Source organism: Bacillus sp. FSL W7-1582 (assembly GCF_038593325.1).
In the GTDB taxonomy this organism is placed as follows: Bacteria; Bacillota; Bacilli; order Bacillales; family Bacillaceae; genus Bacillus; species Bacillus altitudinis.
In genome coordinates, this window is the sequence record NZ_CP151987.1 from 2,314,707 (window position 1) to 2,340,092 (window position 25,386).

31 protein-coding genes are annotated in these 25,386 nt (G+C 41.3%); 5 read left to right on the plus strand and 26 right to left on the minus strand.

All coding sequences use genetic code 11. The features are described from left to right. Positions 1-5 precede the first annotated feature (5 nt). The 7 genes from grpE to gpr form a co-directional block, all read right to left on the minus strand. Positions 6-563 (minus strand): nucleotide exchange factor GrpE, encoded by a 558-nt coding sequence (grpE, locus tag NSQ11_RS11930; protein WP_008342471.1) that lies wholly within the window; start codon positions 561-563, stop codon positions 6-8. 63 nt (positions 564-626) lie between these two features. After that, positions 627-1,658 carry a heat-inducible transcriptional repressor HrcA gene (hrcA, locus tag NSQ11_RS11935; protein WP_008342473.1) on the minus strand — a complete coding sequence of 344 codons (1,032 nt, stop codon included), beginning with the start codon at positions 1,656-1,658 and terminating at the stop codon, positions 627-629. An 81-nt stretch (positions 1,659-1,739) separates the two neighbouring features. After that, positions 1,740-2,879 (minus strand): radical SAM family heme chaperone HemW, encoded by a 1,140-nt coding sequence (gene hemW, locus NSQ11_RS11940; RefSeq protein WP_035390855.1) that lies wholly within the window; start codon positions 2,877-2,879, stop codon positions 1,740-1,742. A gap of 114 nt (positions 2,880-2,993) precedes the next feature. After that, positions 2,994-4,832, minus strand: coding sequence for a translation elongation factor 4 (gene lepA / locus NSQ11_RS11945; RefSeq protein WP_008342476.1), 1,839 nt, complete (start codon positions 4,830-4,832; stop codon positions 2,994-2,996). A gap of 165 nt (positions 4,833-4,997) precedes the next feature. Next, entirely contained in the window at positions 4,998-5,330 is a 333-nt protein-coding gene (locus tag NSQ11_RS11950) for a YqxA family protein (RefSeq protein ID WP_017358024.1), read from the minus strand. A 13-nt stretch (positions 5,331-5,343) separates the two neighbouring features. Continuing rightward, positions 5,344-6,552, minus strand: a complete 1,209-nt coding sequence (locus NSQ11_RS11955) for a stage II sporulation protein P (protein WP_007501337.1) — start codon at positions 6,550-6,552, stop codon at positions 5,344-5,346. Positions 6,553-6,618: 66 nt separating this feature from the next. Then, positions 6,619-7,734 (minus strand): GPR endopeptidase, encoded by a 1,116-nt coding sequence (gpr, locus tag NSQ11_RS11960; RefSeq protein ID WP_035390857.1) that lies wholly within the window; start codon positions 7,732-7,734, stop codon positions 6,619-6,621. A gap of 198 nt (positions 7,735-7,932) precedes the next feature. Between gpr and rpsT the strand changes: the two genes are divergently transcribed. Beyond that, the gene (gene rpsT / locus NSQ11_RS11965) at positions 7,933-8,199 is read left to right on the plus strand and encodes a 30S ribosomal protein S20 (RefSeq protein WP_008342485.1); all 267 of its coding nucleotides are present in this window, start codon (positions 7,933-7,935) and stop codon (positions 8,197-8,199) included. A 134-nt stretch (positions 8,200-8,333) separates the two neighbouring features. Here the strand turns inward: rpsT and holA are convergent, their stop codons facing one another. Next, entirely contained in the window at positions 8,334-9,353 is a 1,020-nt protein-coding gene (gene holA, locus NSQ11_RS11970) for a DNA polymerase III subunit delta (RefSeq protein WP_017358025.1), read from the minus strand. A gap of 238 nt (positions 9,354-9,591) precedes the next feature. Between holA and NSQ11_RS11975 the strand changes: the two genes are divergently transcribed. Further along, the gene (locus tag NSQ11_RS11975; protein WP_008342491.1) at positions 9,592-9,726 is read left to right on the plus strand and encodes a YqzM family protein; all 135 of its coding nucleotides are present in this window, start codon (positions 9,592-9,594) and stop codon (positions 9,724-9,726) included. Positions 9,727-9,765: 39 nt separating this feature from the next. Here the strand turns inward: NSQ11_RS11975 and NSQ11_RS11980 are convergent, their stop codons facing one another. The 3 genes from NSQ11_RS11980 to NSQ11_RS11990 all read right to left on the minus strand — a co-directional run bounded on the left by NSQ11_RS11980 (position 9,766) and on the right by NSQ11_RS11990 (position 13,350). Continuing rightward, on the minus strand, positions 9,766-12,093 hold the full coding sequence (locus tag NSQ11_RS11980; RefSeq protein WP_035390859.1) for a DNA internalization-related competence protein ComEC/Rec2: 2,328 nt from the start codon (positions 12,091-12,093) through the stop codon (positions 9,766-9,768). Beyond that, the gene (locus NSQ11_RS11985) at positions 12,086-12,655 is read right to left on the minus strand and encodes a ComE operon protein 2 (protein ID WP_008342495.1); all 570 of its coding nucleotides are present in this window, start codon (positions 12,653-12,655) and stop codon (positions 12,086-12,088) included. Before NSQ11_RS11985 ends, NSQ11_RS11980 begins: the two co-directional genes overlap by 8 nt. Before the next feature lie 65 nt (positions 12,656-12,720). Further along, complete coding sequence (locus tag NSQ11_RS11990) at positions 12,721-13,350, minus strand: helix-hairpin-helix domain-containing protein (protein WP_008342497.1); 630 nt, start codon at positions 13,348-13,350, stop codon at positions 12,721-12,723. A gap of 90 nt (positions 13,351-13,440) precedes the next feature. On the opposite strand from NSQ11_RS11990, the gene comER reads away from it, so the two are divergent. Then, entirely contained in the window at positions 13,441-14,289 is an 849-nt protein-coding gene (gene comER, locus NSQ11_RS11995) for a late competence protein ComER (protein WP_045034391.1), read from the plus strand. Between the two features lie 48 nt (positions 14,290-14,337). On the opposite strand, the gene NSQ11_RS12000 is transcribed toward comER, so the two are convergent. From NSQ11_RS12000 to NSQ11_RS12035, 8 genes are read right to left on the minus strand one after another with little or no spacing between them, the layout of a single operon-like run. Then, positions 14,338-15,081, minus strand: a complete 744-nt coding sequence (locus tag NSQ11_RS12000) for a class I SAM-dependent methyltransferase (RefSeq protein WP_136944802.1) — start codon at positions 15,079-15,081, stop codon at positions 14,338-14,340. After that, positions 15,078-15,434: a ribosome silencing factor gene (gene rsfS / locus NSQ11_RS12005; RefSeq protein WP_008342502.1), complete on the minus strand. Its 357-nt coding sequence runs from the start codon at positions 15,432-15,434 to the stop codon at positions 15,078-15,080. The genes NSQ11_RS12000 and rsfS overlap by 4 nt, the downstream gene beginning before the upstream one ends. Positions 15,435-15,446: 12 nt before the next feature. Next, positions 15,447-16,010 carry a bis(5'-nucleosyl)-tetraphosphatase (symmetrical) YqeK gene (gene yqeK, locus NSQ11_RS12010; protein WP_008342503.1) on the minus strand — a complete coding sequence of 188 codons (564 nt, stop codon included), beginning with the start codon at positions 16,008-16,010 and terminating at the stop codon, positions 15,447-15,449. Then, on the minus strand, positions 16,000-16,569 hold the full coding sequence (locus tag NSQ11_RS12015; protein ID WP_342501112.1) for a nicotinate-nucleotide adenylyltransferase: 570 nt from the start codon (positions 16,567-16,569) through the stop codon (positions 16,000-16,002). Before NSQ11_RS12015 ends, yqeK begins: the two co-directional genes overlap by 11 nt. A 13-nt stretch (positions 16,570-16,582) precedes the next feature. After that, complete coding sequence (gene yhbY / locus NSQ11_RS12020) at positions 16,583-16,873, minus strand: ribosome assembly RNA-binding protein YhbY (RefSeq protein WP_008342507.1); 291 nt, start codon at positions 16,871-16,873, stop codon at positions 16,583-16,585. Next, the gene (aroE, locus tag NSQ11_RS12025; RefSeq protein WP_171465595.1) at positions 16,867-17,709 is read right to left on the minus strand and encodes a shikimate dehydrogenase; all 843 of its coding nucleotides are present in this window, start codon (positions 17,707-17,709) and stop codon (positions 16,867-16,869) included. Before aroE ends, yhbY begins: the two co-directional genes overlap by 7 nt. A gap of 21 nt (positions 17,710-17,730) precedes the next feature. Next, positions 17,731-18,831: a ribosome biogenesis GTPase YqeH gene (gene yqeH, locus NSQ11_RS12030; RefSeq protein ID WP_156061211.1), complete on the minus strand. Its 1,101-nt coding sequence runs from the start codon at positions 18,829-18,831 to the stop codon at positions 17,731-17,733. Positions 18,832-18,833: 2 nt separating this feature from the next. After that, entirely contained in the window at positions 18,834-19,355 is a 522-nt protein-coding gene (locus tag NSQ11_RS12035; protein WP_008356191.1) for a YqeG family HAD IIIA-type phosphatase, read from the minus strand. Positions 19,356-19,717: 362 nt separating this feature from the next. On the opposite strand from NSQ11_RS12035, the gene NSQ11_RS12040 reads away from it, so the two are divergent. Then, positions 19,718-19,858: a sporulation histidine kinase inhibitor Sda gene (locus tag NSQ11_RS12040; protein WP_003217327.1), complete on the plus strand. Its 141-nt coding sequence runs from the start codon at positions 19,718-19,720 to the stop codon at positions 19,856-19,858. A gap of 136 nt (positions 19,859-19,994) precedes the next feature. On the opposite strand, the gene NSQ11_RS12045 is transcribed toward NSQ11_RS12040, so the two are convergent. The 4 genes from NSQ11_RS12045 to NSQ11_RS12060 form a co-directional block, all read right to left on the minus strand. Next, entirely contained in the window at positions 19,995-20,144 is a 150-nt protein-coding gene (locus NSQ11_RS12045) for a hypothetical protein (protein WP_003217499.1), read from the minus strand. Positions 20,145-20,222: 78 nt separating this feature from the next. After that, positions 20,223-20,951 carry a GDSL-type esterase/lipase family protein gene (locus NSQ11_RS12050; RefSeq protein ID WP_169476094.1) on the minus strand — a complete coding sequence of 243 codons (729 nt, stop codon included), beginning with the start codon at positions 20,949-20,951 and terminating at the stop codon, positions 20,223-20,225. Between the two features lie 71 nt (positions 20,952-21,022). Then, positions 21,023-21,763 (minus strand): polysaccharide deacetylase family protein, encoded by a 741-nt coding sequence (locus NSQ11_RS12055; RefSeq protein ID WP_024718802.1) that lies wholly within the window; start codon positions 21,761-21,763, stop codon positions 21,023-21,025. Between the two features lie 166 nt (positions 21,764-21,929). After that, the gene (locus tag NSQ11_RS12060; RefSeq protein WP_007501361.1) at positions 21,930-23,051 is read right to left on the minus strand and encodes a tetratricopeptide repeat protein; all 1,122 of its coding nucleotides are present in this window, start codon (positions 23,049-23,051) and stop codon (positions 21,930-21,932) included. Positions 23,052-23,282: 231 nt separating this feature from the next. Between NSQ11_RS12060 and sigK the strand changes: the two genes are divergently transcribed. Further along, positions 23,283-24,011, plus strand: coding sequence for an RNA polymerase sporulation sigma factor SigK (gene sigK / locus NSQ11_RS12065; protein ID WP_058014952.1), 729 nt, complete (start codon positions 23,283-23,285; stop codon positions 24,009-24,011). Between the two features lie 150 nt (positions 24,012-24,161). Here sigK and NSQ11_RS12070 read toward each other — a convergent pair whose 3' ends face one another. The 3 genes from NSQ11_RS12070 to NSQ11_RS12080 are packed head-to-tail and all read right to left on the minus strand — an operon-like array spanning position 24,162 to position 25,348. Continuing rightward, on the minus strand, positions 24,162-24,443 hold the full coding sequence (locus tag NSQ11_RS12070; protein ID WP_048003093.1) for a DUF3986 family protein: 282 nt from the start codon (positions 24,441-24,443) through the stop codon (positions 24,162-24,164). Between the two features lie 45 nt (positions 24,444-24,488). Then, complete coding sequence (locus NSQ11_RS12075; RefSeq protein WP_050827450.1) at positions 24,489-24,899, minus strand: Imm1 family immunity protein; 411 nt, start codon at positions 24,897-24,899, stop codon at positions 24,489-24,491. Between the two features lie 20 nt (positions 24,900-24,919). Further along, entirely contained in the window at positions 24,920-25,348 is a 429-nt protein-coding gene (locus tag NSQ11_RS12080) for an NUDIX hydrolase (RefSeq protein WP_050827452.1), read from the minus strand. Positions 25,349-25,386 lie beyond the last annotated feature (38 nt).

Sequence of the window (25,386 nt, forward strand, 5' to 3'; positions counted from 1 at the left end):
TGTAGTTATTGATTTACTTTTACCATTGATGGACGAATAACTCGGTCTTTGAGTTTATAGCCCTTTTGCAATTCTTCTACAACGATGTTTGAATCGTAGTTTTCATCTTCAACTTGCATGACGGCTTGATGAAGGTTTGGATCGAACTCTTTGCCGACAGCTTCAATTGGTTCAACGCCTTCATTTTTCAACGCTTCTACCAGCTGGCGGTAAACCATTTGCATACCTTCTAACAAACTTTTCGTCTGCTCATTGTCTGGATCGATTCCAAGCGCTCTTTCAAAGTTGTCGAGAGCTGGGAGAAGGTCGCTGACAACATGTTGAGAACGATATTTTTGCACGGTCTCCACTTCAGTTCGAGCACGGCGTTTATAGTTTTCAAAATCTGCTTGAACACGCAGAATTTTGTTTTCTTTTTCATCTAGAAGCTGCTGCAATTCATCAATCTTCTCTTGGAAGGCAGACTGTTCATCGTGCTTTACTTCCTCAGTTTCTGCTTGAACTGCTTCTTCTTGTGCTTCAACCTCTGCTGCTTGCTCAGGTGTCTGTTTTTCTTCTGACATTGTGTTCACCTCCCTCAAAAGATTCAATTATACGAAGGGGCTGTGCCCCCATCTTTTATCACCCTACTCATCATACAAATTGGAAAGTGCGTTTGACAAGTCTTTTGATACATGATGCAAAAGACTAACGACTCGCCCGTAATCCATACGGGTTGGACCAATGACAGCGATGGAGCCGAGTGATTTTTGATCAATCGCATAAGTTGCTGTGATTAAACTGCAGTTCTCCATTGCTTCCAAATTGTTTTCTGAACCGATTTTAATGGTGATTCCTTGCTGATTTGGATGAAACAGCTGCATGACATCGTTCTTTTGTTCAATCAGCATCATGAGTGAACGAATGCGGTCAATGTCATGAAACTCTGGCTGGTTCAACATATTAATCTTCCCGCCAAAGAAAAGTTTTGATTCATTTTGTGTTGAAGTGAATGTGTTACCAAGTGCATCTAAAATATGATCATAGTCTTTTAAATGCGTGCGAAGGAGCATCACTACTTCTTTATACATCCTGTCCTTCAGCTGATCCATCGGGACTCCGGCTAAGCGGCTGTTTAAAATATTCATTAGCTTCTCAATATCGGAGACATCAAGATGCTCAGAGAAGGTAATGGTTTTGTTTTCAACATGCCCGCTGTCTGTAATCATAATCGCTACTGCTTTATTAGGCTGGACAGGGACAAGCTGAATTTGCTTCAATCGATTTTCACTTAGCTTTGGACCAAGGACAATCGATGTGTAGTTTGTGAGATCTGATAAAATTTCCGCCGATTTTTGAACTGTTTTTTCCAGCTCAAAAATTTTCTCCTGAAAAACTGACTGGATGAGCACAAGCTCTTTAGATGACAGTTTTCGCGGAGAGAGCAAATGATCTACATAATAACGATATCCTTTTTCGGAAGGAATTCTTCCTGATGAAGAATGGGTCTTTTCAATAAAACCGAGTTCCTCCAAATCAGCCATTTCGTTTCTAATCGTCGCAGAGCTGAATGTAATGTCTTCTTTTTTGGAAAGAGTCCTTGATCCAACTGGCTGCGCCGAACGAATAAAGTCATTAATAATGACTTGTAGAATCAAAAGCTGACGATTTGTTAACATCATCATCACCCCTGTTAGCACTCTCTTTCAACGAGTGCTAATTGTATAAACAAAATTACCAAACTCAAATTAAAATGTCAATTATAACTCACCGAGAAACGCTTGAAATACTTCATTCCCTAACAATTTTCCTTTTCTTGTTAAACGAATGCCAATCTCATCCTGTTCAATGAGACCTTTTTCTGCTAATTCTTCAAGAATGGCGGGAAAGAGTGCTTCTGGTGATGCTCCAAATTTCGCTTGAAAGTGAGCACTTTTCACGCCTTCAATTTTCCGCAAACCTAAGAACATTTCTTCTTCGATCTGTTCTGCTTTTGTCACCTGATGCGTTTCCTTATATGGAAACCCTGTTTGTTCAATGAGCTCTAAGTAATGCTTCACTGGTCCAGCGTTCACATTACGGACGCCATCTACATACCCGTGCGCTCCTGCGCCAAAACCAAAGTAATCTTCGTTGCTCCAATAGGTGAGGTTATGCTGGCTTTCAAAACCTGGTTTGGCGTAATTGCTAATCTCATATTGTTTGAGTCCGTGCCGCTCCATTTCATCCATGACGAGCTCATACATTTCAGCCTCACGTTCTTGCGGTGGTAAATGCAGTTTCCCTTTTTGCATCAAATTGTAAAAGACCGTCTTTGGCTCGACAATCAGTGAATAAACCGAATAATGTTCTGCACCTAATGAAAAAGCGGTCTCTAGTGAATGCATGACATGATGCTTCTCTTGGTGAGGCAAACCAAACATCAGATCAAGACTAATGTTGTCAAACCCAACTGCTCTTGCTCGCTCGAAAGACGTGAGAACATCTTTCTTTTGATGAACCCGTCCGATTTTTTTGAGCAGGTCATCTTCAAATGTTTGAACACCAAAGCTCAGCCGATTAACGCCTGCTGATTTTAAGACATTCAATTTCTCAAGCGATAGTTCGTCTGGGTTTGCTTCTACTGCAAACTCGATTAAGTTTTTGGTTGGTTTTAATACGCGGTGAATGCTGTCCATAAGCTGATCTAATTGGCTGGTTGTCAGTGATGTCGGGGTTCCCCCGCCAATAAAGATCGTCTTTAGTTCTTGCTCCCCTTTTTGATCGATCGTGTGCTGCATTTCTTTTTCAAGAGCGGCTAAGTATTCATCGACCGGCTGGGTTTTAATGAAAAATTTATTAAAATCACAATAGTGACAAATGTGCTCACAAAATGGAATGTGAATGTATGCTGCTTTCATTTGTTGACACCTTCTTTACAGGTAAAGAGCCGCAGTTTATCGCTGCGGCCTCTTCGTTTGTTTTCGACTATAAACGTCAAGGCGAGCATTGTAAAGCAGGTTGCCTTGAGGATGTTATTTTTTCGGTGTGCTGTCGTCCATTTTCAGCACGGCCATAAATGCTTCTTGTGGGACTTCTACAGAACCCACTTGCTTCATGCGCTTTTTCCCTTCTTTTTGCTTCTCAAGAAGCTTTCTTTTCCGGGAAATATCTCCACCATAACACTTCGCTAGTACGTTCTTGCGCATTGCTTTAATGGTAGACCGAGCAACAATCTTTTGACCGATCGCTGCCTGAACTGGTACTTCAAAGTGCTGGCGCGGAATTAGTTCTTTCAGCTTTTCTACAATGATCTTTCCGCGTTCATATGCATAATCGCGGTGAACAATAAAGGAAAGCGCATCGATTTTTTCGCCATTAAGCATGATATCCATTTTCACTAGAGTGGATGGGCGATAGCCGATCAGCTCGTAATCAAAGGATGCATACCCTTTTGTATTGGACTTTAATTGATCAAAGAATTCGTATACGATCTCTGCCAGAGGAATTTCGTACACAATACTTACGCGGTTTGCATCAAGATATTGCATATCAATGAAATTGCCGCGCTTTCCTTGGCAAAGCTCCATCACAGAACCAACATAATCATTTGGCACCATCATTGTTGCCTTCACGTATGGCTCTTCAATTCGCTCAATCTTTTGCGGATCAGGCAAATTGGATGGGTTATCTACGACGATTTTTTCTCCGTCTGTCATATACACATCGTAAATAACACTTGGCGCTGTCGTAATAAGGTCGATTTTAAATTCACGTTCAATCCGTTCTTGGATGATTTCCATATGAAGCATGCCAAGGAAGCCGCAGCGGAAGCCGAAGCCAAGTGCTTGGGATGTCTCTGCCTCATATTGAAGTGAAGAATCATTTAATTCAAGCTTTTCTAACGCTTCACGCAAGTCGTTATATTTCGCTGTGTCAATTGGATAAAGGCCGCAGTACACCATTGGGTTCAGCTTTCTATATCCAGGCAGAGCTTCTTTCGCAGGGTTTACCGCACTTGTGATCGTATCCCCTACTCGTGTATCACCAACGTTTTTAATGGCAGCTGTTAAATAGCCAACATCTCCAACAGTGAGTTCGTCTGTTGGCATTGCTTTCGGTGTAAATACGCCGACTTCAAGCACTTCAAATTCTTTGCCTGTCGCCATCATCTTGATTTTTTGACCCGGTTTGACGGTTCCTTCGACAATTCGTATGTAAGCAATGACGCCACGATACGCATCGTAGAGAGAATCAAAAATGAGGGCTTGAAGTGGTGCTTCCGGATCTCCAGCTGGTGCCGGCACCTTTTCGACGATTTGTTCTAAAATATCCTCGATCCCGATGCCCGCCTTAGCAGAGGTAAGAACAGCTTCAGATGCATCCAACCCGATGACATCTTCAATTTCTTGTCTTACACGTTCAGGTTCTGCACTCGGCAGATCAATTTTGTTAATGATCGGCAGGATTTCTAAGTTGTTATCAAGAGCTAAATAAACGTTCGCTAGTGTCTGTGCTTCAATGCCTTGTGCTGCATCCACCACAAGAATTGCACCTTCACAGGCAGCTAGGCTTCGAGATACCTCATAGGTGAAGTCGACATGCCCTGGTGTATCAATCAGGTGCATAATATATTCTTCTCCATCCTTTGCCTGATATTTCAGCTGGACAGAGTTTAATTTGATCGTAATGCCGCGTTCACGCTCTAAGTCCATGGAATCAAGTAATTGTTCTTTCATTTCTCGTTGCGTAATCGCCGCTGTTTTTTCCAAAATACGGTCAGCCAATGTGGATTTCCCATGGTCAATATGGGCGATAATGGAGAAATTTCGAATTCTTGATTGCCGTTCTAATCGTTTTTCTTTATCTGTCACAATCTATCACTCCTACTATAAAACGCGGGTTGCGCTAGGTTAGATTATATCAATAGGGCTGTAAAGATTCAATCGAAATCAAGAAAAGCCGCTCATCGGTTAGCGGCTTTTGCGAAAAGGTGTGATATCTTATGAAATAACATCCAACATGATGCTTACAACAGTTTATTTACCATTCACCCAATCATAAAGTGTACGGGCTGCATGCGTCATACCATCTGATAATGCTTTTCCGGCCTTAGAGAAGGCATTAAAGCTCTCCATTTCTTCTAGCTGCTTTTGTTTTTCTGCTAAGTCCTTTTGTGTGACAGCTGTTCCGAGGATAGAAGCTTCTTTTTCTTGATCATCATTCGTTTGCACAGTGAAGGCCCCTTTTAATTGTGGATCATGATACCCTTTCATTTGCAGCATGCCATTATTGGCTTGCTGCATTCCTAAAAAGACACCGAATAGCAATACGAGCGATAAAATAATGGTTTTTCCGATAAATGAGCCCATGTCCTCCACCACCTTAAGACCGTTTTTTCTCATCCTTTGCTTTGCCGTCTACCTTTTCTGCGTCCCAGAAAATTTCACTGAACACATCAGCTGCTGCATTGGATGCGTTTTTCAGTTCTTCCATATTATTATCCACACCGCCAAATTCTAATAGGAGGGCTTTGTCAGATAAATCTTGATTATAGATTCCATTATCACCAATTTCTCCTTTGGCAAACACACCGACACTAAGTCCTTTATATTTTTTCTCCATCAAATGGTGGAACTCTGTCGCCAGCTTTAAGTTTTTCTCATAGCTTTGATTTTTCTTCCCTACAACAAAAGCGATTCTCGCATATTTCTTGCCTTTGATTTCTACTGTCGTATCTTTCTTTCTTCTTGAATCCCGGTGAATATCGATTAAGTAATCTAGGTCATCATTTTTAGCGAGAGCTTCTTTTACAACCAATCTGGATTCATTATATGATTGAGGATACTTCAACCCTTTTTTCAGCAGTCTTTTTTCAATTTCTGTTTTATCCACTGTATTGCCGATTCCTTGCTGATCGAGCGCTTTACCAAACATCTCCCCGACAAGGGTGACGTTCACTTTTGAGTGGCGCGCATTGTTTGGGTTTGTTTCTCCTTTTAAAAATGGTAAATATGATTCCGTATTATGTGTGTGATAAATGTACACAGCTTTTCGTTTTCCTGTCGACTGGTCCGGCTCTTTTGCAGGCGTTTTCGGTTCATCTTCATCAAGCTTGTCCAGCTCAGCTAGATTTGCTTCTTTTTCATCTTTGATGACTTCACTTGGAGGCGGCGATTCCATTGGCATATTCGTATAGTCTGTACCTTCACCTGCTAGGATGATTTTTGTATCAAAGTGTTCAAAGCCTGGCAGCTCTCTTCCTAGAAAACTGCGGGGGTCTTCTAAATTGATACTTGTGGCAAGTTTGAGTGACAGCCCGGAGAAATGAAATCCTTTTTGATCTTCAGGGACTGCTGAGGCAAAATATTGATTTTCCATCCCCATTAGAGTTGCAAAGAATGCCCCTGACAGCTCATCTGCCACACCATATAATGACGCTTGAGGCCTAAGCTCAGGTTTTAAAGACGTCAAAGCCCCTGACATGACAAACACAACCACCAGAGAGACAATAAACAAAAAAATACTCTTCACTACTTTTGTTCCATTAATCGCAACGACCAACTGTCGAGGACGGCGAGGTCTTTTTTTCATGATTTACTCCCTCCAGCACGCTTTCTAGTAATTACACTATGAGCGAGCTAGAGAAAGTAGAACTGATTAATGATTATAGGAACCCATGTTGTCTTGAGAGATTTTTTGATGAAGTGCTGTATTTAACCCATTGGCGAGGACGTTCGCCATGTCATCAATGAATGTATCCACTTCCTTCGGTGTGACCATTAGATTTTGTCCAAGCGGTGCAAGCACCTCATGGATCAACTGTCTTTTTTCTTCTTCAGGAAGCATTCCGACGATTCCTAAAAAGGATTGACGCGTTTCATCATCTGGCAAATCTTCTTCATTCAGCACTTTTTTCTTGCCAAATGTCAGACCCGCTGGTACTAAAGATCGGGAAGGTCTATCATCTTTCAGTTCTCTACCAAAATGCTTTAACACGTAATCAATCGTGTCACTTGCGATCGTGACTGCATCGACCACTGTCGGTACACCAATGGCAATGACTGGAATCCCCAAGGTCTCTTTGCTTAATTCTTTTCGTTTATTTCCGACACCCGATCCTGGATGTATACCTGTATCAGAAATTTGAATTGTCGTATTCACCCGTTCTACTGCACGTGCAGCCAGTGCATCGATGGCGATCACAAAATCTGGTTTAGATCGTTCAATGACACCTTGTATAATGTCACTTGTTTCTATACCAGTCAGTCCCATGACTCCAGGCGATAATGAAGACACTGGGCGATAGCCTTCCTGCACATTCTCAGGCTGTAATTCAAATAAGTGGCGTGTCACCAGCAAATTTTCAACTGTGAGCGGCCCTAAAGCATCCGGCGTGACATTCCAGTTTCCGAGTCCTACGACAAGACAGCTCGCATCTGCCTGAATGCCGTGATCTTTTAAAAACTGAGCAAAATGATGGGCAAAAACTTCGACCACTTTTTCTTGCATCTCAGAGTCTTTCTCCCGAATTCCTTGCGCCTCAAGCGTCAAGTATGTCCCTGCCTTTTTTCCGGTCAACTCTTCTCCTTCTGTCGTAATCTCCACAGTGCGGATGCGGATGCCGTGCTCTTCCTTCTCCTTCTCAACAATTCCTTGAATACCGTCCTTTTTGACCACATTCGGATCGTTCTCTTGTTCTAGTATCTCTTTTGTTTCAACGGCCAAATCGGTCCGGATTTGATAAGCGCTTAAATCGAGTTTCTGTTTCTTCATGAAAAGGCTCCTTCCATCAAGTAATTAACAGTAGTCTTTCCATCTCGTTCAAGAAACATTCGAGCGCTTCATCAATGAAAAATACTTTACATTTATATTGCATTCTAAAGGTGTGTTTGATAGAATACAATTTGTTCTATTGTGAAGATTTAACCTTAAGACAATTGTGTTTAGGTTGTATCTTAGGAGGTGAAACACATGCCAAATATTAAATCAGCGATCAAACGTACAAAAACGAATAACGAACGCCGTGCACACAACGCAACAATCAAGTCTGCGATGCGTACTGCGATTAAACAAGTTGAAGTTTCTGTAGCTAACAACGATGCTGAGCAAGCAAAAGCTGCTCTTTCTTCTGCTGCAAAACGCATTGACAAAGCCGTTAAAACTGGTCTTGTACACAAAAACGCAGCTGCGCGTTACAAATCAAGACTTGCGAAACAAGTAAACGGACTTTCTGCATAATGTTTGCAACGCCTCAGTGATGAGGCACCTGTTTAACTGTACGTCCGTCCTGAACGGCTCAGCCATAAGGACAGACTGGCAATTATACATCTAAACAAAAACGACCCTCTTTTGAGAAGGTCGTTTTTTTATGTTCAAGCCCCTAATAACCGAAGCAGGAACAATTCTAATAATAGCTGCTTGTCCTTTTTACCCGTTTTCATTTCATAATCAATCGTGGAGAGCTCTTTGACGATGTACTTTAGCTCTTCTTCTGAAAACAGTCTTGCCTGATCCATCGCGAGTTTGACCCGAAAAGGGTGGACTTTCAGGTTTGACGCAATTTGTTTTTGCCCGTATCCCTGCTGAGCAAAGTACTTTGTCTGCAATATCAACCGAAATTGATTTGAAATGAGTGCCAATATTTTAATGGGTTCCTCATTTTGCTTTAGGAGGTCATAAAACATTTGCATCGCTTCAGACCGGCGCCTGTTCACGATTTGGTTAATCAGTTCGAAAATATTCTGCTCCAAACTTCGTGCAACGAGCTGATTGACATCCGCCAGCTCAATTTCCTCTCGCTGCCCAATATATGTACTTAGCTTTCGAACCTCTTGAAAAAGTGAGGACAGGCTCCCGCCACATAACATGACAAGCTGTTCTGCCGCTTCAGCCGAGATTGTTTTTCCTTCTGTTTTCACCAGCGTGATGGTGAAATCTGTTGTTTCTTTCGGATTTAACTCTTTCGCCTCAACTACAGCCGCTTTCTTTTTTAACAATTTGGTGATTTTCTTACGTTCGTCCAGTTTTTCATATGGGGCCAATAACACGAGAATCGTGTAGGGTGCTGGCTTTTCTAAATAAGCTTCTAACACAGAAAGCTGATGCTCGATCTTTTCTTTTTTCTTTTCTGCAGTGAGGAAATAAGGGTTCTTGATCACAACGAGACGCCGCTCTCCCATAAACGGAAATGTTTCTGCGTCCGTCACAGCCTGCTCAAGCGGCACCTCTTCCATATCGAAGACAGAGTAATTAAAATCCTTTGTTTCTTCGTCGACGACAGCTTGTCTCAATTTTGCAGCTGTCTCTTGAAGTAAATACGTTTCTTTTCCATATAAGCAATAAACGGGGTGAATATCCCCTTTTTTTAAATTGTTCCATACTTCAAAGACCATTCGCTTAAATCCCTCTCTTTCACTTCCTCCTCTATCCTAAAGTGTGTAGAGACATTAGTAAAGAGGAAGCTGAAAGTGCCGCCTCCTCATTTATAGTAAACGTCTCACGTAAGCTCCCGGGTCAGCTTACAGTCAGACGATATTCACAAAATGATCATGAAAATGGAAAACGGTTACTTTACCTTCTAGCAATTCCAAATGAGTTCAAGTATACTAAAAATAGCCAGGAGGGATGAAAATGAATGAATTTGAAAAGAATGTTCAAAGCAAGCGGAATGATGTGACCGACTCAGCTGTTGGTTTTATCGTCACATTCGGATTTTTCGCCTCAATGTTTATTTTGGCAACTGTGATACACCTCGTTGGATCTTAACTACATGAATGCAAGATGACTGCCGTTTTGGCAGTTTTTTTATTGATTTTGTAAGATATCATATGGAGGATGAGCGTAAAATGTTCCATCCTCTTCAAGAAATTCATAGGTCACACTTCCATCGATATCTGTACGATACACCCTTGTTTGATGATCATTTAATTTTTTCAAAACTTCTTGATGAGGATGCAGATACCGATTTCGTTCACCTGCTGAAATCAGTGCATATGACGGATTCAAATGCTGAAGCCATTCTTCACTTGTTGATCCTTTACTCCCGTGATGCCCAACCTTCAAGACATCCGCTCGTAGCTTGGGGTAAGCTTGAATGATGTCTCGTTCCCCTTCTTGTTCAAGATCCCCAGTCAGCATAAAACGCTTGCCGCCAAGCGTAAAGGTGAGGACCAGTGAATCATTATTTTTACTCGTCACCTGGTCACGAGCTGGATGCAGAACGTCAAATTTTTGTCCTCCAATTCTCAGCTGATCCCCTCTTTCCAACTCATCTACAGGAATCCGTTGATCAGCCGCTTCCTTTAAAAGCTGCGCATCCTCTGGATTTCGAGCAAAGCCTTTTGGGATTGCAAGGCGTTTGACTTTATTTCGCTTTATTAACCGCATCGCTTCTCCCATGTGATCTTGATCTGCGTGGGTAAGGATGAGGACATCAAGTTTTGCTATGCCTTTAGAATGCAGAAATGGAATAAGGGTTTGATCCCCAATTGTAGATACTTTACGTCTTTTTTTCCATGGCTCTTCTTCAAAAGAAAGCCTGCCTCCTGTATCAACTAATATATGCCCGGTTCGATAAGGTAGCTGAATAAACAAACTATCCCCTTGTCCTACATCTAACATCGTGACCTCTCCTTTTTGAAGAAAATTCGGCGTGAAATAGTGTACAGACAGCACACAAACGAGAATCAAAATCGGCACAAGATAAGATTTGATAGAAGTTTTACATTCCATCACAATGAATAGAAAAACAATGGAGGAAACCTCTAGGAGCACATGCCACCATGTCGATTTCATAAAAATGAGAGTAAGACTATCGTAAGCAGCCATGTGTGCAGACAATTGATGACTAAACTGGATCACCCAATCAAGCAGCTGAAACAGTGTTTGTCCAAGCGGAAGATAAATGATAGATAAAAGAAAAAAGAATAAGGACAGAGGCATGACAACCATTGTATAAAAAGGAACAAACATCATATTTAAAGGAACACTCAGCAAGGAAAATTGTTGAAAATAATATAAAAGAACAGGAAGCGAAGCAAGCTGTGCAATCAAGGAAATGAGGAATAACTGCATCACCGAACTTTTTGCTTTTGATAAAATACTAGTGGATAGCAAAATAAATAAGGTCACCACAAATGACAGTTGAAAACCGACATCAAATATATAAAGTGGTTGAATGGCTAATAAAAGCAAGAACGCTGCACTTAACACGACCGCAGAAGGCTGTTTCATTTCTTTTGGCAGACTTGTGATGACTAAATAAATTCCAGCCATGAGACAGGCTCTTAACACAGACGGTGCAGCACCTGTTAAACAAGCATAAACCGGCAAAAAGGATAATAAAAGAATACGCGCTGTCTCTCTTGTCACGCCAGCGCGAAGTAGACACCAAAATAGACAAGCGAGCAATGTTTGAACATGAAGTCCTGAAATGGCTAATAAATGAATGATGCCAAGCATTTGATAATCTCTTAATGTATCAGGGTCTATTAAATCACGATCGCCAAAAATAAGTGCCTGCACAATCCCAACAGAATTCTTCGGAACGTGATCTTCTAGAAATTTCAACCCCTTCTGCCTAATAGATGAAAGGTCATGTGAAGGGCTGTCATGTTTCGTGCAGCTTTTCATAGACTGCGTTAAGAAAATAGCATCAATGCCTTTTGTTTTTAGAAATTGATCATATTGAAAGCCATTCGGTATGGTTGCATGTTTAGGCAACCGCATCTCACCTGTCATATGACAGCTCATACCTGGCCCAACATCTTTTAGTGCTTCTTTTTCACGCTCTGTTTGAATCGTATAAAATGCCGCTAGTCGACGATTCTCTGATGAAACAGTCGCTGAAAAGCGATTGCCATCTATTTTCGGGATCGTTTCAATCACAACCGAATGAGAAAATGCTTTTTCTTGTACAGGATGATCCGTTTCAAAAGACTGATGCACCATAAAAATGAGCATATAGATCATTCCACACAAACTGACCATTAGAAAGAGCTGGGGTGTTTTTTTCAGCAGACTGAAAAGAAGACATACAAGAAGAAAAAGGAGAAAATACAGATGAAGATGATATGCGGCCAGAGCAATTCCAACAGCTGCTGAAATCGCCCCGAACGGCAAATACTTAAACATAGGAAGTAAATAATTGATTCGCCTTTTCATGCATTTGACGAATTTCTGTTTCGCTACGTCCTGATTCACTTAGTTTGCCTATTAAATCCGCAACAAAGGCTAATTTTTCTTGGTTTTTTAAGTCAATAATCATCTCATCTAGTTCAACCTGTTCTGTTTGAACTCCGGCCTGTTCAAATAAATCAACAGCATATGGATGATTTTTATAATCCTTCGCATAATACACTGTTCGAATACCTGCTTGAATAATCGCTTTACAGCACTGCAAGCAAGGAAAATGCGTCACATATATTTCAGCATCAGCCGTTGGTGCACCAAATTTGGCACATTGTAAAATAGCGTTCATCTCCGCATGGATTGTACGAACGCAGTGATGATCTATCACATAGCATCCTACATCTGCACAATGTACGTCGCCGGCAATGGATCCATTATATCCACCTGCAATGATGCGCTTGTCTCTTACGATCGTTGCCCCAACAGCTAGCCGCTCACAGGTGCTTCGCAAGGCAAGCAAATGGCTTTGAGCCATAAAATATTGATTCCATGAAATTCTCTCCACGAGCTGATCCCTCCAGAATGATGGTTGGTATTAAGTGTACATGCCTTTCTTCTATACCGTCAATTCTACTTAACCGTCAGTTGATTTTTCAGCCGTTCAATGGTCTTCTCTCCAAAACCCGAAATATTCCGCAAATCTTCAATTTGCTGAAATTCTCCATGTTCTTCTCTATACGCAATGATGGCTTCCGCTTTGGCTGGGCCTATTCCGTTAATGGTCTGCAATTCCGCTGCATCAGCTTGATTGACATTCACCCCTTGGCTCTGTTCATTTCCCGGCGGCGCATTAGCCGCTGCTGTTTGTCCCTGCTTGTCACCTTCCCCCTTCTTTCGTACATAAATCATCATACTGTCCTCTAATTTTGCTGCTTGATTGATGTCAACTGTATCTGCCTTGCTCGTAAAACCACCTGCTCTTTTAATGGCTTCTTCAACTCTGTCCTCAGCCATAAATGCATAAACGCCAGGCTTCCGTACAGCTCCTTTGACCTCTACTACGATGGATGTTGGCTCTTTTTCTGCACTCTCTTGTTTTTCTTCTAATGTGACCCGCGTTTCATGTTGTTCTTTCAATACACTTGGCTCAGCGCTGCCTTTCTCTTTTCCTACTAAAAAGCAGAAACAGATGATGAGGAGGATGATGATGCCCGCTATCAGATAAAATCTGTATTTTTTCAACGAAATGAGCTGCTTCACTTGTTCACGCTTCTTTCAATCATATTTTCACGCTGCTTCACATACTGTTTAGAAGATAACAGATCCTATGCGTCTAAGGAGGGAGAACGTTTGAATATAGGGTTAATCGGTACAGGAAACATGGGTACCATACTTACTGAGGCATTTATTGAATCAAAAGCAGTCAATCCCTCATCCATCACCATTACAAATCGGACCATCGAAAAAGCGTTCAATATAAAAAAGAATCACCCAGAGGTCGAAGTGACGAAACAGCTTTCAGGAGCTGTAACAGATAAAGATTTCATCTTTGTTTGTGTCAAACCACTTGATATTTATCCGCTTTTAAAAGAGCTGAGCCCACTTTTAAAAGAACAGCAAACCATTGTCATCATTACAAGTCCGGTTCATCCTGAACAGCTTCAAGACATTGTTCCTTGTCAAACAGCCAGACTGATCCCAAGCATCACCAACCGCGCATTATCAGGCGCATCACTTTTAACATTTGGTTCATCATGCAATGTCACGACAAAAGCAGCGCTCAGACAACTCGCTTCCCGCATTTCAACACCAATAGAAATTCATCATTCAATCACACGAGCAGCCTCAGATATTGTCAGCTGCGGTCCTGCCTTTATTAGCTTTCTTGTTCAGAAAATGATTGAAGCCGCTGTTGAAGAAACGGATATTTCAAAAGAAGAAGCCACCACCTTATCAGAAGATATGCTTGTAGGACTTGGCCGTTTGATTGAAAAAAGGGTGTATACCCTGCCGACACTGCAACAGAAGGTGTGTGTAAAAGGCGGCGTCACCGGCGAGGGCATTAAAGCACTTGAAGCAGGTGTTCAAGATATGTTCCATCAGCTTTTCCAGAACACTCATGACAAGTTCGATGAGGATGTAGAAGCGGTTGCGCATCAATACCCACCGAGTGTGTTTACTGATGATCTCAGAAATTAAACATGTTCGCAACAAGCGAAAAAAGGGTTTTAAAAAAACCATCGTCCATTAAACGATGGTTTTTGGTTTCTTCGCTGAAATAAAATACCTTTCGGCCAATTCCTGAGGTGCTTCATTTGTAAAATCAGCGGTCACTTCAATCTGTTCAAAGCCAGCGGACTCAAGGAACGCTGCATAAGTTTCAAAAGGAAATGTACGTTGTTCGTGCGTTTCATCATAACGCTCATACACGTCTCCGTCTTTTACAAAAAAGCTTAAATCATGAATAACCGAATATGGGTCATCCCCTTTATCACTCTGCCAAATGTAGCTGATTTCTTCATCTTGATCGACATAAGTAGAGCCAGGAAATACCTCTTCCATTTTATAAGGGGTATGAACATCAAACAATAAAACCCCACCTGTCTCTAAAAGCTGAAACATGTTTTTAAAGGTTTTTTTGACGTCATTTTCGTTTTTTAGATAATTCAAAGAATCACAACAAATAACCGCTGCTTGAAAAGTTTGTTCAAACCCCTCAAGCTCTCTCATATCTTGATGTAAAAATTGAATAGACTGCTTATGAGCCTGTGCTTTTTGCTGCGCAAATGCCAGCATCTCTTCACTTAGGTCAATTCCTGTGACCATGTGGCCTTTTGCAGCTAACCGAAGAGAGATCTCTCCAGTTCCACAACCTACATCGATAATCGCACTATTTGGCTTGATATACCGCTGTATCCACTGAACCCATTCATCATAAGGGGCATGTGTCATGAGCTCATCATACACACCTGCAAACCCTTGATAAATCATGAGTTAATGCCAAGCGAAAGTGTTTCTCTCGGCGCATCTCCCCAAAGCTTCTCTAAGTTATAGTATCCTCTTTCCTCTTTGTGGAACACATGAGCAATGACATCTCCTAGATCAATCAATACCCATCTTGCTTCGTCAAAGCCTTCCATCTTTTTGACTTCGATGCCGCCTTCTTCTGCAAGGTGTTTCACTTCTCTTGCAATGGCCTGTACTTGTTTGTCAGAATTCCCGTGACAAATGAGAAAATAATCTGCAACAAGTGAGATCCCTTGCATATTCAGGGCAATAATATCCTCTGCCCGTTTATCATCGCACGCTCCTGCTGCGATGTTTAAAATTGATGATGCATCCATCAAAATTCCTCCTTAATTGTTCTTTTGCACAAGTGAGTTATAAGTAGCAAGTGTATCTGGGAAAACTGGCTGATTCTTTTTCATTAAAAAGCTGACGGTGTTTTTTAAAGATTGAATCAAGGCAAGGTCCAAATCCTGCTCTGCTAACTCTCTTACTTCCTCTACACCAGGAAAATGGCGTCCTGGCTCTATATAGTCGGCGACATAAATAACTTTTTCAAGCAATGTCATATTCGGTCTGCCGGATGTATGGAATTCAATGGCTGTTAAAATATCTTGGTCGTCAATTCCAACTTCTTTTTTGACCAAATAGGCACCAACTGGGGCATGCCAAAGCTCAGGTGAATATTTAAACAATAGAGGGTTCATCTGTTCTTGCTGGATGATGCCCTTCATTTCTTCTTTCGGTCTAAATTTAGCATAATCGTGGAAAATAGCTGCGACCTCTGCTTTTTTCACATCTGCACCAAAACGTTCAGCTAATGAAATGGCCGTCTCCATGACCCCAATTGTATGTGTATATCTATGCTCTGTTAACTGCTGTTTGACACAGTTTAAAGCTTCTTCACGATTCATATAAATGATGCTCCTTTATATAACACTCAACAGCTTTCGGAATCAAATAATCAACAGGTTTCCCCTGCTTCATTCGCTGCCTAATCAATGTCGATGATACATCAAAAGCCGGAACATCTGCAAACAAAAGAGGATACGCCGTACTTCCTTCATAACCTGGTCTTTTCATCCCAATAAAGGTGATCATCTGAAGCAAATCATCGATTCTGTGCCATTTCGGCAAATACTCGACCATGTCCGCTCCAATCATAAAAAAGAACTCATCTTCAGGATGGCGCTTCTTTAACAGCTCAACCGTATCTACTGTATAAGATGGGCCCTCCCGCTCCATTTCAATAAGCTCAACTCGAAAATGAGGATTTGTCTGAATCGCTTTTTCCACCATTTTTACGCGGTGATGACTCTCTGCTCGTTTTCGGCCCGTTTTATGAGGGGGCTGGTGATTTGGGATAAACCAAATTTCATCAAGCCCTACTTGGAAATGCACCTCACTTGCCATCAGCAAATGCCCATTATGCAGGGGATCAAACGTACCACCGAACAATCCTATTTTTTTCATATCATATCCACCTTTACGGCAGCTTAATTTGTTTATTTTCCTTTGATTCCTTATAAAGGACAATCACATTTCCGATCGTTTGAACGAGTTCAGCTTTTGCACCTTTTACAAGTGCTTTTGCAACCTCTGTTTTGTCCTCGTCGCAGTTTTGCAATACGCTGACTTTCAAAAGTTCTCTTGCTTCAAGCGCCTCGGAAATTTGCTTGACCATATTGTCATTTACCCCGCCTTTTCCAACTTGAAAAATAGGTGATAAATGATGTGCTTGCGCACGTAAAAAACGTTTTTGCTTACCTTTTAACATGGTGTTCCTCCTAATTTCTCTATGACAATTGACTTCATTTTTCGGGCGTCAGGTGTAATGCCCGTCCACAGTTCAAAGGCTCTTACCGCCTGACCAACAAACATGCCGACGCCATCGACTGTTTTCAAACCTAACCCGGCTGCTTCGCTTAGCAGCTTTGTTTCTATTGGATTATACACAATATCACAAACGACCGCTGTTTTTTTTGCGTTCGCTAAAGAAATGGGGGTTTCTTCAACATTCGGATACATACCAATTGAGGTCGTATGGATGACGACATCATATTCCCCAAGCCGCTCTTCTGCTGTATTTAATGCTATCGCACGAGATGTAATTTTCCCATCGGCACTTTCAATTAAAGCCTCAGCTTTTTCAATGGTGCGGTTGGCGATATCAAATTGTTTCGGTGCATACTCAGCAATTGTCGTGTAAATCGCTCTTGCTGCTCCACCAGCACCAAGCAGGAGAAATGACAGCTCTGATAACGGCTGATCCAACGCTTCAAGCAATGAATGAAGAAAACCCTCTCCATCTGTATTGTACCCAACGAGTTGACCATTTTCGAGGCGAACCGTATTGACGGCACGCAGACGTTCAGCTGTCACATCAATTTTGTCAAGGTACTGCATGATGTCTACCTTGTGCGGAACAGTGACGTTAAAGCCGCTGATTCCTAAGGCTTTCATACCGTTAATGGCATCTTCCAGGTCGTTTTCTACTACTTGAAAGCCATGATAATGTCCATCAATTCCAGCATCCTTTAATGCTGCATTATGAATATCTGGAGACATTGAATGGCCAACAGGGTTACCGATTACTCCGTATAAAGGTTTCAAGGTCTCTCCCCCTCTGAACATTTAAATTAACGAACGTCTCATAAACACGTGCACGCCTTTTGGCGCATACACTTTGATTTGTTTCCCAGCATCATTCGCCGTCACCCAGCCTAATCCTGAAAAGACAATGTCCATTTTTGGCTGATCGATGGTGAAAGTGTGCGGAACGAGCGGCGGGAAATCTTCCATTCCCTCTTTTGATGGCGGTGAAAGCAGCTCACCTGCATGCTTTTCATATAAGTCATCTGCATTCTCCATCTTCGTCCTATGAATGTTGAGTTCATTTGGCATGTAGCAAACAAAGGATGTTCTGCCGCCTTTTACATAATCAAATCGAGCCAGTCCGCCAAAGTAAAGCGTTTGAGCTTCATTTAACTGGAACGTTCTCGGTTTCAATTCTTTTTTCGGCGTTAAAATCTTTAAGTCATTTTTGCCGACATAGTGCGCCATTTGATGGCGGTTGATGATCCCCGGTGTATCGAATAAAGCAGACCCGTCATCAAGCGGGATTTCAATCGCATCAAGTGTTGTCCCTGGGTATTGGGATGTGGTGATCACATTCTCTTCTCCAGACACCTCTTTGATAATGCGGTTAATAAATGTTGATTTCCCAACATTTGTACAGCCGACAACATAGACATTTCTGCCCTCACGGTAATGATCAATGGCCTCCATAACCTCAGGCACACCTTGTCCTCTGCTCGCACTGATTAAAAACACATCAATCGGATTGAGCCCATTTTCTTTTGCTTCCCGCTTCATCCATTGAATAAGACGGTCTTTTTTCACGGATTTCGGTAAAATATCTACCTTGTTGCCGACCAGTAAAATGGGATTACCACCAACAATACGGCTCAGTCCATTAATCCAGCTTCCGTTAAAGTCAAAAATATCAACGACCTTGACGATCAAAGAATCAGTCTCGCCAATGCTGTGTAAAATATTTAAAAAGTCGTCTTCTGTTAAAGATACATCCTGAATTTCATTGTAGTTCTTTAACCTAAAACAGCGCTGACAGATCACATCTTCTTTCAATAGAGATGCTGCCGGCGCATATCCTAATTGATCTTTATCTTCCGTCTGAATGGCTACACCGCAGCCAATACAAACAACCTTTTCCATTATTACTCTTCCTCCCACTGAATGTGGCCCTTACGCTTTAAGGCTCCTAAAATTCTTCGTTCAATCTGCCTGTTAAACTTCGTGAAAAATCCGTCCGATGCCGCAACAGGTACAACCAAAATGGTATGGAAGCCATGCCTGTTTCCGCCAAGCACATCTGTCATAAGCTGATCGCCAATGACAACCACATCTTCTTTCTTCAATTGCATATCAGCGACGGCCTTATTAAAGGCTCTTCCCATCGGTTTTCTCGCTTTATAAATAAACGGGATATGAACCGGCTCAGAAAAAAGCTTGACCCTTTTTTCATTATTGTTCGATACAATCGTCACCTGTATCCCGTGATCTTTCATCTCTTGAAACCATTCAATTAAACGCGGGGTCGCACTTGGACGATCCCATTCTACTAGTGTGTTATCTAAATCCGTAATAATTCCTTTTACATTTCGTTCTTTTAGTTTTTGCGGCGAAATGTGGAAAATACTTTTCACAAATTCATCCGGTAAGAAATACTTCTTTAGCACAATTTGCACCCTTTCTTCCATTGGTTTTTCAGCGATTGTGTCGAATCAAATCACAATTTGTCTGTCTATCGAATACAATGAAAAAGTTTTCGACATATGATGAGGACCTTCAACAGGTGTGGATAATTTTACACACATTATCCACCTATATTTCATCACGCTTTCATTCAATTATAAACACTCTACCCACAAGTTATCCACTTAACCATGTGGATAACAGAACGATTGTTCTTGTTTCCCATTCATGGTAGATTAAAGGTACTTCAAAGACATTCGATCAACCTATGATGATATGTCTTTTCCTCAAGTTTTATGCCAACTTTTTCAGGGGAGGTGTTTTTCCCATCATATGGGTTTCTAGTATGAAAAAGCTGTCAGATGATTTACTTATAGAATCGTATTATAAAGCAAATGAAATGAACTTAAATCGCGACTTCATTGAATTAATTGAGACAGAAATGAAAAGACGTTCGCTCGGGCATATGCTCTCTGTTTCCTCTTAATTCCATATATCCAGGAACCATGCCTCCCGAGCACTCTCCTTTTTTAAACTCAGGTGACTGATATTATATCACTTGCGCTATAGGCTTACTACTATTTTCCGTAAAAAACACCCCTTCTGATCAAAGAAGAGGTGTCTTATTTGCAAGGCTGTTCATTCCAAAACCATAACCCTCCACCTACGACCAAAATGACGACAAGGAACACAACAAGAAAAGCGTAACCGATTCCTGCTCCTTGAGCTGGATAAGGCGAACACGCAGGGTAAGGATAAGGACATCCCCACATATCAGTTACCTCCTTCTAAGAAGATATACTGTTAGACTATGCTGGATGGATCGTCTTGTTTAGGCAGATGGCCTGCATTTAAAAATGTTTAATGACATCACGCTCTTTGATTTCGTTATAAATGATTCTTGCCCCTTTTGGTGTCATATGATTGCCAGAAGGGTCAATGAGGCCAGACTGAATCAAGGCGTTGTCACTATCTTCACCTGCTTCTCGGATGAACGCTTTCCAATTGTCGACAAGCGGCACTTGCTGTTTTTCAGCTACTTGTCTTGTGATGTCATTGTATGAGTTTTGCCAAGCTCTCGCCCCGCCTCTCTCAGCAAAATAAGATGACTTATATCTAGAATAATAATACAAGCCCTTTTTGCCTCCTTCCACCACAGGCACGCACGTCATGAGGATCGGGGTAATTCCCTCTTTTCTACTTTCAGAAATGAAGTAGGATAAGTTTTCTTTAAATCGTTTTTTGGTCACACGGGGATGTTTCCCGTCTAGAATCGCCGCATCATTTGTACCGAACATGATGAGGACGTAAGTTGGTTTTTGTTTTAAAATATCCTGCTCAAAGCGCAGCTTCGCATCTTCTGTTGTCTGCCCGCCAATTCCGGCATTCTGTACCTTGATTTGGCCGCGCTCGACGTTTTTCATGAGATTCACCCATTTTTCAGATGTTGGATAATCTCGAAAATCCCAGTTCGATCCTCTTGTGTTACTGTCACCAAATGCAATCACACTTTCCTGAACTGGTTTTGAGCACCCAGCAGCAACACATAACAGGATGAAAAGGAAAACAAATTTCTTCACAACATTCACCTCCAAAAGCCCTCTTCATATAGTAAACGACAAGACTTTTGGTTTCAATGAATGACTGTTTCTTATTGTAATTGAACCGGTAGATAATCTCTGTTATGGTGCACCAGTTCGCTCACTTTCACAAACTCATAGCCTCTTTTCTTTAGTTCAGGTACGACTTGTTTCAGCGCTTCTACTGTCTGCTTACGATTTCCTCCGCCATCATGTAAAAGGATGATATCACCGCCCTGAATATTCTCAATAATACGGCTGGCAATTTTGTGTGCACCTGGCCTAGACCAGTCCTTCGGATCTTGCGTAAAGGACCACATCACGACATCGTATCCTTGCTTTGAAAGAATGCGGAATGACTTCATCGTCAAGCGCCCGCCCGGGGGACGAAATAATAAGGGTCCGCCAGGCTGGAGAGAAGCGATATGAGCCGCTGATTCTTTTAATTCTTGCTTGATTTCTTTCGATGACAAAAGGTCAAAATACGTATGGTTCATCGTGTGATTGCCAAGCTCATTTCCTTCGCTCACAATCCGCTCTGCGAGCAGGGGATATGCATGAATACGGCTTCCGATGACAAAAAAGCTGGCATTCACTTCATGCTCTCTCAGTACATCTAGTATTTGATTTGTGTATACCGGATGAGGTCCATCATCAAAGGTTAACGCAATCTTTTTCCGTTCCTCTCTCATGTCCCAAAAGGCTCGTCCCGTTTTTTCTAGGTCGATTCTTTTTAATGTACGCGCCTCTATGTTACCAGGAACAAAAGCGCATATTACCAATATACATAACAAGATATGCAACCCTTTCATCAGACCGCCTCCACAGAACATCATTACACATTAAATTGCCCGCTTTCTGATGAATTCATTCAAGTTTCGTGATCGTCTACGCTTCTTTTTCACATAAAAAAAGCCGGCCCATCAGGCCCGCTTTTTGTCTCACGTTTGGTTTCTCTCTTCAACTGTCGAACGTTGCTTAGAATTCATACAGACACTCTCCTTCTTGGATTTGATTTTGAGCCCATAGCAATTTTTGATAATACTGGTTGGACTTCTGGTATTGTTGAGAGGTTTCTAAGGCTGTCGCAATTTCTAGTGAGATATCCTCTATATAAGAGTATAGGCTAAGTTTTTCCAAATAATCAATGGTTTTTTGCAGTTGTTCTTCATTGATTTCCTGAACATATAAAGCATCCAGATACTCAAACATATGACAGAACAGCTGGTCTTCATGCTTCTTTGCGGCCAATTTCCCATCCTCTAATATGCGCCTTGCTTCAGTCTGCTCATTTTGTCTAAAAAGCAGCTTGGCCAGTGTATAAAGTGTATGAGGCAGCGTGGGAAGCAGCTCTTTTTTGGCGAGGTCAGCCGATTCGGTTAAATATCGTTCTGCTTCTTCTCGATAACCTAACTCCCCGTAACATTTCCCTAAATTATAGAGTGCTGAGCTATAAATGCGCGGGTGGTCAATTTCAGATGCGAGTTGTTTCGCCTTTTTCAAGTGAGGCAGTGCTCGATCTTTACGTTTTAAATCTTGATAATTTCCCGAGATGACAAAGAGGCACTGAATAATGCGAATGGAATATGCATCATGCTGATCGTATATTTCAAGCGCTTTTAAAATATGGTGCATGGAGACATGCGTTTGTTTCATTATATAGTAGGCTTCTGCTACTTTAAAATGAAACTCAGCCTGCTCAATATCATCAAATACCATAGACAGCTGTTTTTCTGCCATGCGATAATATTTGACGGCCTCCAAATATTCTTTTTGACTAAACTCATGCATGCCACGAAAAAATGCATGGTAATAATGCAGCATATCAGATAACTCATGATTGGAATTTTCGATTTTATCGACAAGGTTAGATACTGAGAAAGGTTGATATTTTGAAGGGTGTATATAGTCGAGCATAATTTGGTGCCGAAAACACATGAGCTGATAATAAATCAGTAAATGCTGGTCCTCTTCCATACGTTCAATTTCCGCTTCTACTTCCGCTTTCAAGATTTCCGCATCTGGAACACTGAACTGCCGTATCATTCGATACCATTCATTAATTTTCATACCGACATGTGAAGAAAGAACCTTCCCCATGTTCCGAAAAAACCCCTTCCTTTTCGGTCTAATATTACATATTTTAGCACGCTTCTAGACCGCCAAGCACCGCAAAGAAACCGCAAACATATGAGAGGTGCAGCAAAAACATACGCACACAAGCACGCTTCTTTCAAATAAGATGATTTTTTCATCGTACAGACACAGACAATCCTTCCTTCACATACATTTGAGGATATAGGCAGCGGCCTAAACATGGTGGAGGTGAAAATCGTGGCAGGAGTATTTACAGCGATGGGATTGATGGTCAAAGAATTGGTGTTTTTAGTGTCCTATGTCAAAAACAATGCCTTTCCACAACCCCTTTCGGGAGATGATGAGAAAAAATACTTAGCCCTCATGGCAGAGGGCGATGAACACGCAAGAAACATGCTGATTGAACATAACCTTCGGCTCGTCGCCCATATTGTCAAGAAATTTGAAAATACCGGGGAAGACGCTGAAGACCTCATCTCCATCGGGACGATCGGACTCATTAAAGCCATCGAAAGCTATTCCTCTGGAAAAGGAACAAAGCTGGCGACATATGCGGCGCGTTGTATTGAGAACGAAATCCTCATGCATTTACGCGCACTCAAAAAAACAAAAAAGGACGTCTCTCTGCATGACCCAATCGGTCAAGATAAAGAAGGAAATGAAATTTCATTAATTGACGTCTTAAAATCAGAAAATGAAGACGTGATTGATACCATTCAGCTCAACATGGAGCTTGAAAAAGTAAAAGAATATATCGACATTCTCGACGGCCGGGAAAAAGAAGTCATCGTCGGCCGGTTCGGTTTGGACTTAAAAAAAGAGAAAACGCAGCGGGAAATAGCCAAGGAGCTCGGGATATCAAGGAGTTATGTATCTCGGATAGAGAAACGCGCGCTGATGAAGATGTTTCATGAGTTTTACCGAGCGGAGAAGGAGAAACGGAAGCGGGAGAAGGGGAAGTGATTTGAAAGATATAAAAAAATCCATTCATTTTGGGTTGATAAAAAAACAGACCACATTAGGTCTGTTTTTTATTTTGACCATTCTTTGTTTCTTATATAAGACTGACCCTTATTAGATTTAAAAATACTCTAAAGGCTAAGAAATATCTGTTCACTCCATTGACTTCAATATCCCGTTTTCTTTTAAAAAACGCTCAAACAACTGATTTCCTTCATCTTCAATTTTGTCATCTTCAATGGAATACTCCCCAATCAACAGCCCTAAATCTTCATATTTTTCATAATGCTTTAAAAGCGTGATCCCATACCATGTATGATCAAAAAATAATAGCCATTTTCCTGTGTCTAAACTCTTAAAAAACATCCCTTCAATATCAACACCCTGTTCATAATAGCCAACATGTAGGTGCATCGTATCGTCTAAACTATGCATTTCATCCCCCTTAACACGTGTCTATCTGGTTCCCTCGTAAAAAATTTATAGATTTTGCTGAAAATTAATCGTCCTCAACTCCACCCATTCAACACTATCAGGTATCGATTTTGTTTTTAGAAAATGTTGAACGATTTCATAAGCTTGATGTCGATCGACGTAGCTGCATGAAGGTACATACAATGGTGCGCCTGCAACGACATGCTTGATCGTTTCTATCTTCTCTACTTTTTTAAAAGGAACCAAAAAATCTGGATATCTCATGAGAAAAAAGCCATAAGGTTTATGATAAAAGAAAACAAGACTTTCCGTTTCCCAATCTTCATCCACTTCAATAGAAGATTCTCCATTCCCTTGTTTCCAATAGTCTTCATCCTTATGGAAGAAGATTTCTTTCATCCATTCTTCTCCCGGATTTTCCACTGGAGCACCGGTTGGTCCATAATACAAAAACATTCCATTCTCTCCTTGTTCATTTATTGATCCCTTGTTCTCTTTCCTTCAAATGTGTAAAATGCACGCGTCTGTTTATTTAATTTTAACATGCTGAATAACTGTGGATTTAATTTTTCAGCATCTTGGTTGCTTACCCATTTTACTTCTTCAATATCATGATCAGGATCTAGAATATTCATCTCTCCCCCGATGATTTCCGCAAAAAACGTAAAAATAAGTGCATGATGCATGTTATCTTGAAAAAGTATTTCTCTAACAGAATGAAGTTCATTTACTTTAATCACATATCCTGTTTCTTCTCTCACCTCACGGATCACAGCTGGCTGCAGATGTTCTCCTTTTTCCACTGCACCACCGGGAAACTCCCAATAACCTTTCACATTTTTCACCATGAGAATATGTTCATCCATGTCATAAATCAAAGCTGACACCACGTCTACTCTCTTCAACTGAATCCTCCTCACCCATTGTCGAAAATATAAAACGA

Excerpts from the sequence above, each read along its gene's own strand:
- grpE (WP_008342471.1), bottom strand. The coding sequence starts at position 563 with ATGTCAGAAGAAAAACAGACACCTGAGCAAGCAGCAGAGGTTGAAGCA.
- hrcA (WP_008342473.1), bottom strand. The coding sequence starts at position 1,658 with ATGTTAACAAATCGTCAGCTTTTGATTCTACAAGTCATTATTAATGAC.
- hemW (WP_035390855.1), bottom strand. The coding sequence starts at position 2,879 with ATGAAAGCAGCATACATTCACATTCCATTTTGTGAGCACATTTGTCAC.
- NSQ11_RS11950 (WP_017358024.1), bottom strand. The coding sequence starts at position 5,330 with ATGGGCTCATTTATCGGAAAAACCATTATTTTATCGCTCGTATTGCTA.
- NSQ11_RS11955 (WP_007501337.1), bottom strand. The coding sequence starts at position 6,552 with ATGAAAAAAAGACCTCGCCGTCCTCGACAGTTGGTCGTTGCGATTAAT.
- gpr (WP_035390857.1), bottom strand. The coding sequence starts at position 7,734 with ATGAAGAAACAGAAACTCGATTTAAGCGCTTATCAAATCCGGACCGAT.
- rpsT (WP_008342485.1), top strand. The coding sequence starts at position 7,933 with ATGCCAAATATTAAATCAGCGATCAAACGTACAAAAACGAATAACGAA.
- holA (WP_017358025.1), bottom strand. The coding sequence starts at position 9,353 with ATGGTCTTTGAAGTATGGAACAATTTAAAAAAAGGGGATATTCACCCC.
- NSQ11_RS11975 (WP_008342491.1), top strand. The coding sequence starts at position 9,592 with ATGAATGAATTTGAAAAGAATGTTCAAAGCAAGCGGAATGATGTGACC.
- NSQ11_RS11980 (WP_035390859.1), bottom strand. The coding sequence starts at position 12,093 with ATGTTTAAGTATTTGCCGTTCGGGGCGATTTCAGCAGCTGTTGGAATT.
- NSQ11_RS12000 (WP_136944802.1), bottom strand. The coding sequence starts at position 15,081 with ATGATTTATCAAGGGTTTGCAGGTGTGTATGATGAGCTCATGACACAT.
- rsfS (WP_008342502.1), bottom strand. The coding sequence starts at position 15,434 with ATGGATGCATCATCAATTTTAAACATCGCAGCAGGAGCGTGCGATGAT.
- yqeK (WP_008342503.1), bottom strand. The coding sequence starts at position 16,010 with ATGAATCGTGAAGAAGCTTTAAACTGTGTCAAACAGCAGTTAACAGAG.
- NSQ11_RS12015 (WP_342501112.1), bottom strand. The coding sequence starts at position 16,569 with ATGAAAAAAATAGGATTGTTCGGTGGTACGTTTGATCCCCTGCATAAT.
- yhbY (WP_008342507.1), bottom strand. The coding sequence starts at position 16,873 with ATGTTAAAAGGTAAGCAAAAACGTTTTTTACGTGCGCAAGCACATCAT.
- yqeH (WP_156061211.1), bottom strand. The coding sequence starts at position 18,831 with ATGGAAAAGGTTGTTTGTATTGGCTGCGGTGTAGCCATTCAGACGGAA.
- NSQ11_RS12040 (WP_003217327.1), top strand. The coding sequence starts at position 19,718 with ATGAAAAAGCTGTCAGATGATTTACTTATAGAATCGTATTATAAAGCA.
- NSQ11_RS12045 (WP_003217499.1), bottom strand. The coding sequence starts at position 20,144 with ATGTGGGGATGTCCTTATCCTTACCCTGCGTGTTCGCCTTATCCAGCT.
- NSQ11_RS12055 (WP_024718802.1), bottom strand. The coding sequence starts at position 21,763 with ATGAAAGGGTTGCATATCTTGTTATGTATATTGGTAATATGCGCTTTT.
- NSQ11_RS12060 (WP_007501361.1), bottom strand. The coding sequence starts at position 23,051 with ATGGGGAAGGTTCTTTCTTCACATGTCGGTATGAAAATTAATGAATGG.
- NSQ11_RS12070 (WP_048003093.1), bottom strand. The coding sequence starts at position 24,443 with ATGCATAGTTTAGACGATACGATGCACCTACATGTTGGCTATTATGAA.
- NSQ11_RS12075 (WP_050827450.1), bottom strand. The coding sequence starts at position 24,899 with ATGTTTTTGTATTATGGACCAACCGGTGCTCCAGTGGAAAATCCGGGA.